This window comes from Corynebacterium sp. AOP40-9SA-29 (assembly GCF_052377405.1).
GTDB lineage: Bacteria > Actinomycetota > Actinomycetes > Mycobacteriales > Mycobacteriaceae > Corynebacterium.
Genome location: NZ_JBQSWR010000001.1, coordinates 73,750 through 86,235 on the forward strand (window position 1 = coordinate 73,750; position 12,486 = coordinate 86,235).

At 62.9% G+C, this 12,486-nt stretch carries 12 protein-coding genes; 7 read left to right on the forward strand and 5 right to left on the reverse strand.

Annotated features, from left to right (window positions below; translation table 11 throughout):
- Positions 1 to 834 carry a molybdate ABC transporter permease subunit gene (locus ACT3SZ_RS00380; protein ID WP_444615819.1) on the reverse strand — a complete coding sequence of 278 codons (834 nt, stop codon included), beginning with the start codon at positions 832 to 834 and terminating at the stop codon, positions 1 to 3.
- Positions 815 to 1,621, reverse strand: coding sequence for a molybdate ABC transporter substrate-binding protein (gene modA / locus ACT3SZ_RS00385; RefSeq protein ID WP_444615821.1), 807 nt, complete (start codon positions 1,619 to 1,621; stop codon positions 815 to 817). The genes ACT3SZ_RS00380 and modA overlap by 20 nt, the downstream gene beginning before the upstream one ends.
- 220 nt (positions 1,622 to 1,841) lie before the next feature.
- Here modA and moaA point away from each other — a divergent pair, with 220 nt between their 5' ends.
- Positions 1,842 to 2,951, forward strand: coding sequence for a GTP 3',8-cyclase MoaA (gene moaA, locus ACT3SZ_RS00390; RefSeq protein WP_444615823.1), 1,110 nt, complete (start codon positions 1,842 to 1,844; stop codon positions 2,949 to 2,951).
- A gap of 51 nt (positions 2,952 to 3,002) precedes the next feature.
- Here moaA and ACT3SZ_RS00395 read toward each other — a convergent pair whose 3' ends face one another.
- From ACT3SZ_RS00395 to ACT3SZ_RS00405, 3 genes are read right to left on the reverse strand one after another with little or no spacing between them, the layout of a single operon-like run.
- Complete coding sequence (locus tag ACT3SZ_RS00395; RefSeq protein WP_444615825.1) at positions 3,003 to 4,967, reverse strand: BCCT family transporter; 1,965 nt, start codon at positions 4,965 to 4,967, stop codon at positions 3,003 to 3,005.
- A 47-nt stretch (positions 4,968 to 5,014) separates the two neighbouring features.
- Positions 5,015 to 6,472 carry an NAD-dependent succinate-semialdehyde dehydrogenase gene (locus ACT3SZ_RS00400; protein ID WP_444615827.1) on the reverse strand — a complete coding sequence of 486 codons (1,458 nt, stop codon included), beginning with the start codon at positions 6,470 to 6,472 and terminating at the stop codon, positions 5,015 to 5,017.
- A 32-nt stretch (positions 6,473 to 6,504) separates the two neighbouring features.
- Positions 6,505 to 7,467, reverse strand: coding sequence for a flavin reductase (locus tag ACT3SZ_RS00405; protein ID WP_444615829.1), 963 nt, complete (start codon positions 7,465 to 7,467; stop codon positions 6,505 to 6,507).
- A gap of 616 nt (positions 7,468 to 8,083) precedes the next feature.
- Between ACT3SZ_RS00405 and ACT3SZ_RS00410 the strand changes: the two genes are divergently transcribed.
- From ACT3SZ_RS00410 to ACT3SZ_RS00435, 6 genes are read left to right on the forward strand one after another with little or no spacing between them, the layout of a single operon-like run.
- A complete protein-coding gene (locus ACT3SZ_RS00410) occupies positions 8,084 to 8,800 on the forward strand; it encodes a GntR family transcriptional regulator (protein WP_444615831.1) in 717 nt (238 codons plus the stop codon).
- On the forward strand, positions 8,797 to 9,429 hold the full coding sequence (locus ACT3SZ_RS00415; protein ID WP_444615833.1) for an amino acid synthesis family protein: 633 nt from the start codon (positions 8,797 to 8,799) through the stop codon (positions 9,427 to 9,429). The genes ACT3SZ_RS00410 and ACT3SZ_RS00415 overlap by 4 nt, the downstream gene beginning before the upstream one ends.
- Entirely contained in the window at positions 9,429 to 9,983 is a 555-nt protein-coding gene (locus tag ACT3SZ_RS00420; RefSeq protein ID WP_444615834.1) for an amino acid synthesis family protein, read from the forward strand. Before ACT3SZ_RS00415 ends, ACT3SZ_RS00420 begins: the two co-directional genes overlap by 1 nt.
- A 12-nt stretch (positions 9,984 to 9,995) precedes the next feature.
- Entirely contained in the window at positions 9,996 to 10,766 is a 771-nt protein-coding gene (locus ACT3SZ_RS00425) for an alpha/beta fold hydrolase (protein ID WP_444615835.1), read from the forward strand.
- Positions 10,767 to 10,806: 40 nt separating this feature from the next.
- Complete coding sequence (locus tag ACT3SZ_RS00430) at positions 10,807 to 12,291, forward strand: aldehyde dehydrogenase (RefSeq protein ID WP_444615836.1); 1,485 nt, start codon at positions 10,807 to 10,809, stop codon at positions 12,289 to 12,291.
- Between the two features lie 6 nt (positions 12,292 to 12,297).
- A complete protein-coding gene (locus ACT3SZ_RS00435; protein WP_444615838.1) occupies positions 12,298 to 12,486 on the forward strand; it encodes a tautomerase family protein in 189 nt (62 codons plus the stop codon).

A 12,486-nucleotide genomic window follows, 5' to 3' on the forward strand; every position in this document is an offset into this window, starting at 1 on the left:
CTACCCCTTCCTCCTCCTGACCAGGACGATCCCCCCGACCACCACCACGTACAACCCGATCAGAGTCAGGCACGCCCCCAGCGCCCGGTCCATGTCATTGGCGCTGAGGCCAAGCTCGACGAGCAGCGGAATGGTGCGGGTCTCACCGGCGACATTGCCGGCGAAGGTGAGCGTGGCACCGTACTCCGACAGGGCGCGGGCGAAGGAGAGCACCACGCCGACGGCCATGCCGGGCCACGCCAGGGGCACGAGCACGCGGGTGACCGTCTGCCAGCGGCTCGCACCGTCCAACGCGGCGGCCTCGGTGACCACCGTGGGAATCGCGCGCAGCGCGGTGGCCGTGGTGGCGACGAAAAAGGGCAGGGCGACGAAGACCTGCACCACCACCACGGCCAGCGAGGTATAGGCCACGTGCAGGCCGAGGCCCTCCAGCCACTGCCCGACCAGGCCGCGGCGTCCCCAGAAGAACACCAGCGCCAGACCGGAGACCACCGGGGAGAGCACCAGCGGGGCGAAAATCACGACCTGGACCACATCGCCGCGGCGCGGGTGTCGGCGCAGCAACTCCACCAACCACAACGACAACGGCAGGCCCAGGACCACGCACAACACGGTGGCCACCAGCGCGGTGGACAGCGACAGCGTGAGCGACTGGACGGTGGCCGGGTCGGTGACCAGTTCGACGGCCCGGGCCCAGGGAATGTTCAGCAGCAGCGCGACCAGGGGGCCGAGCAACAGCAGGACGGCCAGCAGGGCGACACCGGCCACCGCCACCGGCACAGCGGTGACCGGTCGTGCGCCGGTGTTTCGGGCCTTACGGGGTGTCGAAGCCATAGGTCTCGAGGATCCCACGGGCGGTGTCGGAGGACAGCCACTCGAGGAACTCGACGGCGGTCTCGTTGTCCTGGCCGTCCACGGTCAGCGCCGCGGGGTAGGCGTTGGGCTCGAGGTCCTCGTCCAGCTCGACGACGGTGATGTCCTCGGACGAGTTCTTCTGCAGGGCCATCGCGTCGGTGGCGTACATGAAACCGGCGTCGACCTCACCGGTGGAGACCTTCGTGGCGACGTCGCTGACATTGGCTTCCTCGGACACCGTCCAGTTGGCCAGGTCGTAGCCCTTATCCTCGAGCAGTTGGTGGGCCAGGGTGCCGCAGGGAACGCCGTCGGCGCAGATCGCCAGTCGTGCATCGGCGGTGGTGGCCAGGTCGTCCAGCGCGGTGATATTCGCCGGGTTGCCGGGTGCGGTGGCCAGCACCAGCTGGTTGGTGGCGATGACCTCGGGCTCGGCACCGTCGAAGGCGTCGAGGGCGAGGGCGTCGTCCATATTCTTCTCGTCGGCGCTGATGAACACGTCGGCGTCTGCACCCTGGTCAATCTGCTGAACCAGCGCGGAGGAGCCGGCGAAGTTGTACGTGATGTCGGCGTCGTCCCCCTGCTCGTCAGCGAAGGCCTCGGCGAGCTCGTCGCCAGCGTTGTTCAGCGAGGCGGCGGCGAAGACCTGCACAGAGGAGGGCTCAGAACCATCAGAACCGGAGGTGGAACAGGCTGCGGCCAGCACCAGCCCCCCTGCCCCAGCCAGGACGGCCGTGGTGCGAAGGATTCGGGTCGTGAGTGCTGCCATTATTCTTCCGTTCTGCTGTGTGGTTCTCCTCTGCCGACGCCGAAGGCGCGCATCTCAGACATGCTAGCCGCGTGCGCTCTACGGCGCTCGGGCAGGAAGCGCTAGCACCGGCCTGTACCTCCGGACCGGCATTCGGAACTGCCGCACGCCCGTCATTCACGCACGCACCCCAGTTCACGGTAGACAGGGTGGAGAGACAGGCCCACACCACGGGGTTACCATGGCAGAACAGCACCACGACCACCCGAAGGAGGAGGCCCCCATCACCGCAACGCTCGCGTCCACCCGTCCAGAGGCCGGCCTCCGCCTGACCGACCGCTGGGGACGCACCGCCGACGACCTGCGCATCTCGCTGATCGACAAGTGCAACCTGCGCTGCAGCTACTGCATGCCCGCCGAAGGGCTGCCGTGGCTCAAGAAGGACGCCCTGCTCACCGCGGACGAGGCCGTGCGCCTCGCCGATATCGGTGTGCGGGTGCTCGGTGTCAAGGACATCCGGTTCACCGGTGGTGAGCCGCTGGTGCGCAAGGACCTGGAGGAGATCATCGCCGGGGTGCGCGCCCTCCACCCACATGTGCCGATCTCGATCACGACGAATGCGATCGGGCTGGACAAGCGGGTGGATGCACTGCTGGACGCCGGGCTGACCAGGGTGAACGTATCGCTGGACACTGTGGACCGCGAGACCTTCGCCGAGGTCACCCGTCGCGACCGTCTGCCGCAGGTCATCGCCGGGCTGGAGGCGGCCAAGGCCGCCGGCCTGGAGCCGGTGAAGATCAACGCGGTGGCGATGCGCGGGGTCAACGACCACGGCGTGGCCGACCTGGCGCAGTGGTGCCTGGAGCGCGGCTACCAGCTGCGGTTCATCGAGCAGATGCCCCTGGACGCCGACCACACGTGGGCGCGCGACAACCTGGTCTCCGCCGAGGAGATCCGCACACGCCTGTCGCAACGCTTCGACCTGGCGTCCGACCCTACCCCGCGCGGCTCCGCGCCGGCGGAGCTGTGGGAGGTCCGCGAGCACGGTGCCGCGGCGTCCTCCCCCGCGTTGGGGAAGGTGGGCATCATCGCTTCGGTGACGGAGTCGTTCTGCGCGGCGTGCTCGCGCACCCGCATCACCGCCGATGGGCGGATCCGGACCTGCCTGTTCTCCCAGCAGGAGACCGACCTGATGCACCTGCTGCGCGGCGATGCCGACGACGTGGAGGTCGCGCAGGCCTGGGCCACGGCCATGTGGGGCAAGCCGCGGGCCTATGGCTCGGACGCGGTGACGCTCAACGACCCGGAGTACGTGCAGCCCGAGCGCACGATGAGCGCCATCGGCGGGTAACTACCCCTCCCCTATGCCGGCCGCGGTCACTGAGGCTCGGTCGTGATTCGGCTAGTGCCGAGGCAGATTCCCCTCAGTATCGGGATGCCTGTCGTCCGTTGATTCCTCACTATCTGCCCAGGCACGTGACTCGTAGTCGTAGCCAATCTCATTGCCGTCCTCGTCTGTCCGCCGGTACCAGTCGGTGATGGTTTGGTCCGTCGAGTCAAAGTCCGCACCGGCCCCTCGCCCATCCGACGACGCTGAGACTTCAAGTTCAAAGTCGTCGCCATGCTCTTCAAGGCCCTTGATCACGGCATTCTGAATCACATTCTGGGCGTATGTCCTTCTGATCGCTGCAGGGTCGGTAGATAGATCCTTGATGAACGCTACTGCGATTCCTACCAGGACCAGCGAGAACGGCATGGCGACGAGGATGGTCAGGTTCTGGAGACCAGTCAACGCCGTTTCGCCGCCGACAAGAAGCATCACCACAGCGATACCCATCATGCACAGCCCCCAGAAGACCACGATGACCTTGCGGGGTTCCGGATTGCCTCGCTCCGAGAGCGTGCCCATCACGACGGAGGCGGAGTCGGCCGAGGTGATGAAGAAGATCGCGAGGACCAACATAAGGAGGAAGGGAGTGATCGTACCGAGAGGTAGTTCATTAAACAGCGAGAACAGGACGTTTTCGGACGACGCCGACCCGTCGAATCCCTCTCTACCTTCCCTGCTGAAGCTGATGGCAGTTCCGCCGAAAATCGTGAACGCCAAGATGAGAATGAACGTCGGTGCGACGGTCGTTGCGATCGCGAATTCTCGGATTGTTCGACCGCGCGAGATCCTGGCGATGAACATGCCCACGAAGGGCGTCCAGGCAATCCACCAGGCCCAGTAGAAGGCAGTCCACCAGGACTGGAATTCCACCGTCTCGTCACCCCAGGAGAGTCCGCGGCTCATCATGTCGAGCATATTGTCGAAGTAGCTGAGAATACCGGCGGGCACGAGGTTGAGCAGGAACAGCGTGGGGCCGAGCAGGAATACAAAGAGAACGAGCCCGAGCGTCAAGGTGATATTGGTATTCGACAGATACCGGATTCCACGTGCAACACCAGACACTGCACTGACCACGAAACATATCGTCAGCACAGCGATGATGGCGACAAGAACGGTATTCGTTACCTCGCTGACGCCGGAGATGATCTGCACGCCCTGTCCGATCTGAATGGCGGACAGGCCCAGGGTGGCCGCGGTGCCGAAGAGCGTAGCGATGATCGCCATGATGTCAACGAGTCGGCCCGCCACTCCTTCGGTGTGGCGCCGGCCGAAGAGCGACCGGAAAACTGAACTGATCAGTGTGACGCGCCCTCGGCGATAGGAACTGTAGGCCAATGCCCCACCGACCATGGCATACAGACCCCAGATGAACAGGCCCCAGTGGAAGTGCGACTGCGCCATTGCACGGTGCAACGCCGCTGGCGTCTCTGCGTCGACAGTCTCCGGCGGAGGACTCAAGTAGTACGACAACGGCTCCGATGGGCCGAAGAAGAAGATACCCACACCGATGCCGGCACCAAACATCATGGCGATCCAGGCGAAACGGGAAAACTCCGGCTTCTCATCGTCCTTGCCTAGCTTGATCTTTCCGAAGCGGGAGAACGCCAGGTATGCCATCACGATGACGCCGAGCATCATCGTTGTATTCAGCAACCACCCAAAGTGCTCGAGAGCCCACACGAACATCGTCGACGAGACAGAGCCCACCGACTCGGGGCTCGCGATGCCCCATGTGATGAACGAGACCATGAGCACCGCGGCAACCCCGAAAACCACTTTGTCGAGGCCAAACCTGTTGCGTTGCTCTTCAACGCTGATGCCAGGGACCAGCCCCGGATGGAGATCATGGGGGTATAGCCCGACTGAGCTGTGGGTGGTCGACGTTCGGAGCGCGTCAACCGGGTTCCGTGATGATCGCTTCAGCCCGCGCTTGCGACGTTCATTGGGTTGCTCGGTGTTGTCATTTTTGCCGCTCATGTCAGGTAGTCCTGTCTCTGTGATGGGTTGGGCGGTGTGGGTCCTGGTTATGACCGGTACGGGTCGAGTTGTCCGATGTACTGCACGGTGGAGTACTCGTCGATGCCTTCAGCGCCTCCCTCACGGCCCATCCCGGACTGCTTGACCCCGCCGAATGGCGCGGCTGCGTTGGAGATCACCCCGGAGTTGAACCCCATCAACCCGAACTCCAAGCCGTCTGCCAACCGGTACATCCGACTCGGATCCCCCGAGAACACATACGACGCCAGACCGAACTCCGTGTCGTTGGCCATCGCAATCGCCTCCGCCTCCGAACCGAAGGTGAAAATGGGGGCTATCGGGCCGAAGATCTCCTCACGGAACACCCGTGCATCCCTCGGCGCGTCAACAATCACGGTCGGACGGAAGAAGTACCCCGACTCGGGGATCGGGGCATCACCGGTGATCGCCCTGGCCCCGTGGGCTACCGCGTCGCTGACCAGTGACTCCAGGTTGGTCACCGCCTTGGGTTCAACCATCGGACCGATGTCGGTGCCGTCATCCATCCCATTGCCGACAGACAAGGCGGTCATCTTTCCTGCGAACTTCTCCGTGAACTCCTCGGCGATCGACTCGTGGACCAGAATGCGATTGCCCGCGGTGCAGGCTTCGCCGCCGTTTCTGGTCTTGGCTGCCAATGCCCCGTCGACGGCAGCATCAATGTCGGCATCGTCGAAGACGATGACCGGGGCGTTTCCCCCGAGTTCCATCGAGGTACGCAGCACATTGTCCGCCGCTGCTTTCAGCAATGTCACGCCCACCGGCGTGGATCCTGTGAACGACACTTTCCGCAAGCGCGAATCGGCCATCAACGGCGCGGAAATCTGCGAGGCGCTTGCCGAGGACACGACGTTGAGCACGCCATCGGGAAGCCCGGCATCGATCAGTGTCTGCGCAAAGTACTGCGCGGTCAGCGGGGTGAGCTTGGCGGGTTTGAGCACCATCGTGCATCCAGCAGCGATGGCCGGAGCGACCTTGCGCGTCGCCATCGCCAACGGGAAATTCCAGGGAGTGATGAGCAGGCATGGGCCGACAGGTTTGTGGCGGGTCGTCATGCGCAGTGTGCCTTCGGGAACTTCGACGTGCCGACCATAGTGCCGGACCGCTTCTTCGGCGAACCATCGCAGATACTCCGCACCGTAGGCGACTTCCCCACGGGCTTCGCGCAGAGGTTTACCCATTTCTAGCGTCATCAGCGAAGCGAACGTCTCGCTGCGCTCACTGACGAGGTCGAAAGCGCGGCGCAGAATCTCGGCACGTGACCTCGGTGAGGTTCGGGCCCAATCGTCCTGGACGCCACAGGCAGCATCGAGAGCGGCAACGGCATCCTCAGACGTAGCCGATGCCAGGGTAGCGATCGTGTCGCCGGTCGCAGGGTTATTCACGTCGAAGGTGGTGCGGTCTGACGACTCACGCCATTGTCCGTTGATGAGGAGACCGGTAGGTACAGAAGCTGGCAGGGACATACGTTGGTTCGCCTTTCGGAACGCTGGCCCGCTCAGTCGAGCGGGGTAAGTTCGGAGCCTTCGAAGAACTGACCGGCCTTGTAGATGATGGGATCGTCGTCCGTGGCTTCGGCCGAGCGCACCCGACCGACGAAGATGGTGTGCGTGTTCGCCTGGAAGCGTTCCTTGATCTCCACCTCAATCGATGCCGACGAGCCGTCCAGCAGTGGAGACCCGTTCGGCGCGTGATGCCAGTCCAGGTCAGCGAATTTGTCCGCCCCCTTGGATGCGAAAGTGCGCAGCGTATCCCGCTGGCCGCCGCCCAGAATGTTGATGCCCATATGAGTGGCCTGGAACAGCGATGCATACGTGGAGGAGGTCTTCTGCACACAGACCATCACCAGCGGCGGTTCCAGAGACACCGAGTTGTAGGAGTTCACAGCGAGTCCGCGTGGCTTGCCCTCTGCGTCCACGGCCGTCACGACGGTGACCCCTGTGATGAACTGCCGGTTGAACGCCTTCAGCGCTTCCTTTGTCGGCTCTCCGTCCAGATTGTCACTGACCGAGCTGGCTTCCTGGTCAAAGGCCGAGCTGAGTGACTTCAGTCCGAGGTCAGCGAGCAGTGCGCTCGGGTCCCACGTTGCTTCCTCCAGGATGATTTTGCCGGCGTCGAAAGTCAGCAGGTTTGATCCATGGGTGACAACGCTTGTTCCCGTGGGCGGCACATCACCCAAAGGCTCGGTGAAGGTCCCGGTGGAATGCCAGTACACCGCCGCCTTGCAGTCCCGGTCGTCACCGTCGATGACGATGTGGTCGACAACTGTGGTCAAGTCGGGGAACGCTGCTCGAATCCCGAGAATGTCCGTCTTGATCGCGTTCAGATCGGTCAGTCCGCCCGAATGCGCGCTCTTGCGGCGGAAGTTGTCGTCGATGAGCTTATCGAAGACCGAGACATCACCCTTGTCCCATGCTGCGTGCCAGGCATCGGTGATGGCCTTCTTCAAGTTCTGACTCATGCGCACCTCTTTCCTCAATACGTGTCCGGGCTCGTGTCGGCCTCAGGACAACGCCTCTGTTGTATTCAACAGCAACGTTATGTTGCACACAACAAACCATAGAGAGTGTTGGCCATCACGTCAAGGACTCACGTTGAACAAGCTTCCGCCGTCCGCCCAGCCTCAACCCAAAGGGTCGAGAGGACGCACTGAGGCCTACCGCCGCTTCTTCGAGACGAGCGCGGGTCACCGAGGCCAGTAGCAGGCAGGTGACCTATGTCCACTCCCCCTCTCTGACCCCACTCCTCAGCGAGACTCCCCCGGACCAAAGGCAACATCGGAACGCCTGCAGAAATAGCCATTATCGTGGGGTAACAACTGAACTGGACGATCCACAGCCAACCCGCCCCACCCATCCATCGACATGCGGTGCGCAACCCATCTCCGCAGGATCAGGCGGGAAAGCGATGCAGCAAGAGATGCCGAAAAAAGCGCCCCCACACGCCCGAGCGAGACACTCCTGACCGGGCCGTAAGCGCCAGCATCGTGGACGGAACCGAGGTCCTTGTGCAGGATTTTTTAGATAGTTTTGCTGAACGTCTTGCATTACAGGCGAGATCCGCGCTAGGTTTCTTGTATGCAACAGACGACCACAGGCCTTTCGGACAGCGATGCCGATCTGACGCTCCATGAGCGCATCAGAGCTCGCATCGCCTCCGGCGAGTTCGCTCCCGGTGACCAGATCCCCGAAACCTCGCTCGCTGAGGAGTACGGGGTAAGCCGAACCCCGGTCCGCGAAGCCCTCAAGGCCCTCCAGATGATCGGGCTCGTGGAAATACGGCCACGGGTCGGCACCTTCGTTCGGGCACCGACCCGCCGCGAGATCATCGAGCTTTTCCAGCTCAAGGAATCGCTCGAGGGACTGGCTGCCAACCTCATGGCGCAACGGGGCCGGGTTGCTGAACTCGATGTTCTGGAGCGCAATGTCCTCGATTCGGACGACGCAGCTCGCGACGGTGACAGCGATCGGTACGCCAGGCTGGTCAGCGAGTTCCATTGGACCCTGGTTCGTGGTGCCGACAACGAGAAACTCTACGAAACCTACGGGTGGCTCATGAACCAACTGGCGTACGACCACCTCGTCAAGAAGACGGTGACCGACCCCCAACGCCTCACCGAGTCTGACCGCGAGCATCACGACGTACTCGCGGCCATCCGGGACAAAGACCCGTATGGCGCAGAAATGGCGATGCGAGCCCATGTCGGGGCGTCGAGCCGGGCAGCGCTCTACCAAAGCTTCGGCGACAACTTCGGACCTGGCGTCCCGACTGACCCCACAGAGGAGAACAAATGACGAACAAACCAAGCACCTTTGAGGAACTGGGAGCCAGCCTCGGCGTGCGAAGACTATCGCTGGTTCATGAAGAAGTCGTCGCCGAGGCGGGTACCAGCCTGGCACAGCCTGTGCATAAAGCCGCGGCCATCGCGGTACTTCGCAACCCCTGGGTTGGCGGCGGACCGGAGCAGGATCTGGCCGAAGAGACGCGCACAGTGGCCCCGGTCCTGGCGGCCCTCTTGGCGCAGCGGTTGACTGATTCGCTGGGCGGGGCCGACAACATCGAGGCCTTCGGAAAGGCCGCTCTCGTCGGCACGGACGGTGAGCTCGAGCACGCTGGAGCACTCGTCCACACCCCGTACTTCGGCAATCTCGTCCGCGAGCTGCTGGGCGGTACGTCCATCATCTGCTTCACCGACGGGAGGGTGCCGGAGGGCACATCTGTGCACGTGCCGATGTGGCACAAGACCCACGCTGCCAACCGCGACCACTACCAGACGATCGACGTAAATCTCGCTGATGCACCTCACGCCGATGAGATCTGTGTGATTGCGGCCGCGTCCACCGGGCCTCGACCGTTCCCCCGTATCGGCGACCGCCGCACTGATCAGCCCGTCACCACTGACATCCTGAAAGGACTCATCTAATGGAACTCCGTAAACTCACCACCACTGTCGACGAGATCTTCTCCGAGGGCGGCCGTAGTGTCGACCCGGTAAAGCGAGTGGTCGTCGTTGCTGCTGTCATCAAGAACCCGTGGGCAGGCCAAGGATTCGTCGACGACCTCGCCCCGGGGATCGAGGCCAACGCCTCCGAGCTCGGAGCACTGCTGGCCCCCCGGGTCATGGAGGCTCTCGGAGTTCCGCTGGAGGCCTACGGTAAGGCCGCCATCGTCGGGACGAATGGGGAAATCGAGCACGGTTCAGGCCTGATCCACACGCTGAAATTCGGCAACCACTTCCGTGACGCAGCTGACGCCTCCACCCTCCTGCCCGCCGTGGAACGACGAGGCATTTCGGGTGCTCCGTTCGACATGCCGTTGAAGCACTTCACCGATGCCACGATCCGTTCACACCACCAGACCGTGGAGTGCCGGGTTGCAGACGCTCCGCATCCCGATGAGATCGTCATCGCTCTCGGCGGTACGGGGACCGGGCGGCCCCAGCAGCGTCTCGCGGACCTCTCGACGGAAACGAAGTAGCGGGTCGTTCCCATGGGATATCCCATCGTTCTCCTCCACGGCGTCGGCCTTGACGCCAGCATCTGGGACGCCGTCATCTCCGCGCTGGCCGGCGCCGAAGGCGATGCCATCGGCCCGGTCATCGCGCTCGACCTGCCAGGACATGGCGGCGAGCTCCCGTTGAAAGGCGCCACCAGCCTGGCGGAGTTGACCGCCGACGTCGTGAGCCGCCTCCCCGGGGTTCCCGATGAACCAGTGCATCTGGTCGGTTTTTCCCTGGGATCCCTCATAGCGCAGTACCTCGCCGTGCACTACCCAGACCGAGTCGCGTCCCTTACCTGCGTCAGTTCCGTGTGTGCCAGGACCGACGAAGAGTCGGCCGCGGTCATGCAGCGACTGGATACCGCCGCAGAGGACTTCGAGCGAAGCGCGCAGAAAGCATTGGAACGGTGGTTCCCGGACGGCACCGGCATACCGGACGCAGCGGCGCTCCGAGAGCGAACACAGAAGATCCTCCTCGCGAACGACGTCGATTCTTATCTGCACGCCTACCGAGTTTTCGCTCAAGGAGACAAGGATCTGGAGCCAGACCTCCACCTCATAAAGCAACCGGTCTTGACAGTCACAGGCGAACTCGATCCTGGATCAACACCGGAGATGAGCAGGCGCATCGCTGAGCGGATCCCCGGAACACCGGTCCATGTCATCGACGGGGCCCGTCACATGATCCCTGATACTCACCCGGAGGTTCTGTCGACATTGATCCTAAGAAACGTAGCCCGCTCGACTGACCTCCACCACTGAGCATCACCCCCTGAACATTCACCACTGAGATGAGCACCACATGATTGACCGCCTCACCCATTTCATCAATGGAGAACACCACAATCCGGCAGATGGGGAATACTTCACCTCAACGAACCCTGCCACACTCGAGCCCCTCTACGAGGCCGCACGAGGCACCGCCGAAGACGTGGCCGCAGCGGTAGCTGCCGCCGAAAAGGCATTCCGGAGTCCTTCGTGGGCAGGTCTCACCGCGACGAAGCGTGGCCACCTGTTGCGACGACTCGGCGACCTGATCGGCGAGCACGGTCCCGAGCTCGCGCGGTATGAGAGCCTGGACAATGGCAAGTTACTGCGCGAAATGACCGGCCAGCTCAAGAGCGTGCCAGAGTACCTCTACTACTACGCAGGTCTAGCAGACAAGGTTCAGGGCTCACAGATCCCGGCATCTTCGCTGGACATCATCAACTTCACGATGCGTGAGCCGCTGGGCGTCGTCGGAGCAATCACACCGTGGAATTCACCACTCACGCTGACGATCTCCAAGCTTGCGCCTGCACTCGCTGCGGGGAACACCCTGGTCATCAAGCCGAGTGAATACACGTCTCGGACCATCCTTCGTCTGGCAGAGCTCGCTATCGAAGCAGGCTTCCCCGCGGGTGTCGTCAACGTCGTCACCGGCTACGGCGCAGAAGCCGGGGCCGCTCTTGTCGCCTCCCCGGAACTCGCGAAGATCTCATTCACCGGCTCTACCGCCACCGGATCGAACATTGCCTCCAGCGCTGCCTCGCGCTTCATCGGTTGCACCCTGGAGTTGGGCGGCAAGAGCCCGAATATCGTCTTCGACGACGCGAATATCGACAACGCCGCCATGGGCGCGGTGGCCGGCATCTTCGCCGCAGCCGGCCAGACCTGCATCGCAGGATCACGGATCTTCGCACACCGGAGCATTCACGACGAGCTGCTCGAAAAGATCACTCACCGCGCGTCGACCATCAAGATCGGTGACCCGCTGGACGACGACACCGAACTCGGTCCCCTAGCCTTTGAGGACCAGCTGAACAAGGTGAAGTCCTACGTCGACATCGGTGTCGATGAGGGAGCCACCCTGCACTACGGCGGTACCCGTCCCGAGGGCTTGGATCTTCCCGGCTACTTCCTCTCCCCCACTGTCCTCACTGGCGCGACCAACGACATGCGGGTCTGCCAGGAGGAGATCTTCGGACCCGTTGCAGCGGTCATCCCGTTCGATACGGAGGAAGAAGTCCTTCGTCTGGCGAATGACACTGACTACGGACTGGCTGCCGGGGTATGGACGTCTAACCTGCAGCGTTCGATGCGCATGTCCCAGCGCCTCGACGCAGGCACCGTGTGGATTAACACCTACCGGGCAATGTCACCGATGTCGCCGCGGCAGGGGTTCAAACAGTCCGGTGTCGGCATCGAGCACGGGATCGAGTCAATGAACGAGTACACCCGGCTGAAGTCCGTCTGGATCAACACCGATGAATCTCCAGTCGCCGACCCATTCGTCATGAGGGGCTAGAGCGCCATGCCACTGATCGACGTTTCCATCGCCGAAGGCCGCACACCCGAACAGCTACGGGACCTCATCGACGGTCTCCACCGCGTAGCAGAGTCCACGGTCGACGCGGCACCAGAAAACATCACCGTCATCGTCCGGGAGGTTCCTCATCACCTCTGGGCACGAACAAACACCACCATCGCAGAAAGGAAATGA

Excerpts from the sequence above, each read along its gene's own strand:
- ACT3SZ_RS00380 (WP_444615819.1), bottom strand. The coding sequence starts at position 834 with ATGGCTTCGACACCCCGTAAGGCCCGAAACACCGGCGCACGACCGGTC.
- modA (WP_444615821.1), bottom strand. The coding sequence starts at position 1,621 with ATGGCAGCACTCACGACCCGAATCCTTCGCACCACGGCCGTCCTGGCT.
- moaA (WP_444615823.1), top strand. The coding sequence starts at position 1,842 with ATGGCAGAACAGCACCACGACCACCCGAAGGAGGAGGCCCCCATCACC.
- ACT3SZ_RS00395 (WP_444615825.1), bottom strand. The coding sequence starts at position 4,967 with ATGAGCGGCAAAAATGACAACACCGAGCAACCCAATGAACGTCGCAAG.
- ACT3SZ_RS00400 (WP_444615827.1), bottom strand. The coding sequence starts at position 6,472 with ATGTCCCTGCCAGCTTCTGTACCTACCGGTCTCCTCATCAACGGACAA.
- ACT3SZ_RS00405 (WP_444615829.1), bottom strand. The coding sequence starts at position 7,467 with ATGAGTCAGAACTTGAAGAAGGCCATCACCGATGCCTGGCACGCAGCA.
- ACT3SZ_RS00410 (WP_444615831.1), top strand. The coding sequence starts at position 8,084 with ATGCAACAGACGACCACAGGCCTTTCGGACAGCGATGCCGATCTGACG.
- ACT3SZ_RS00415 (WP_444615833.1), top strand. The coding sequence starts at position 8,797 with ATGACGAACAAACCAAGCACCTTTGAGGAACTGGGAGCCAGCCTCGGC.
- ACT3SZ_RS00420 (WP_444615834.1), top strand. The coding sequence starts at position 9,429 with ATGGAACTCCGTAAACTCACCACCACTGTCGACGAGATCTTCTCCGAG.
- ACT3SZ_RS00425 (WP_444615835.1), top strand. The coding sequence starts at position 9,996 with ATGGGATATCCCATCGTTCTCCTCCACGGCGTCGGCCTTGACGCCAGC.
- ACT3SZ_RS00430 (WP_444615836.1), top strand. The coding sequence starts at position 10,807 with ATGATTGACCGCCTCACCCATTTCATCAATGGAGAACACCACAATCCG.
- ACT3SZ_RS00435 (WP_444615838.1), top strand. The coding sequence starts at position 12,298 with ATGCCACTGATCGACGTTTCCATCGCCGAAGGCCGCACACCCGAACAG.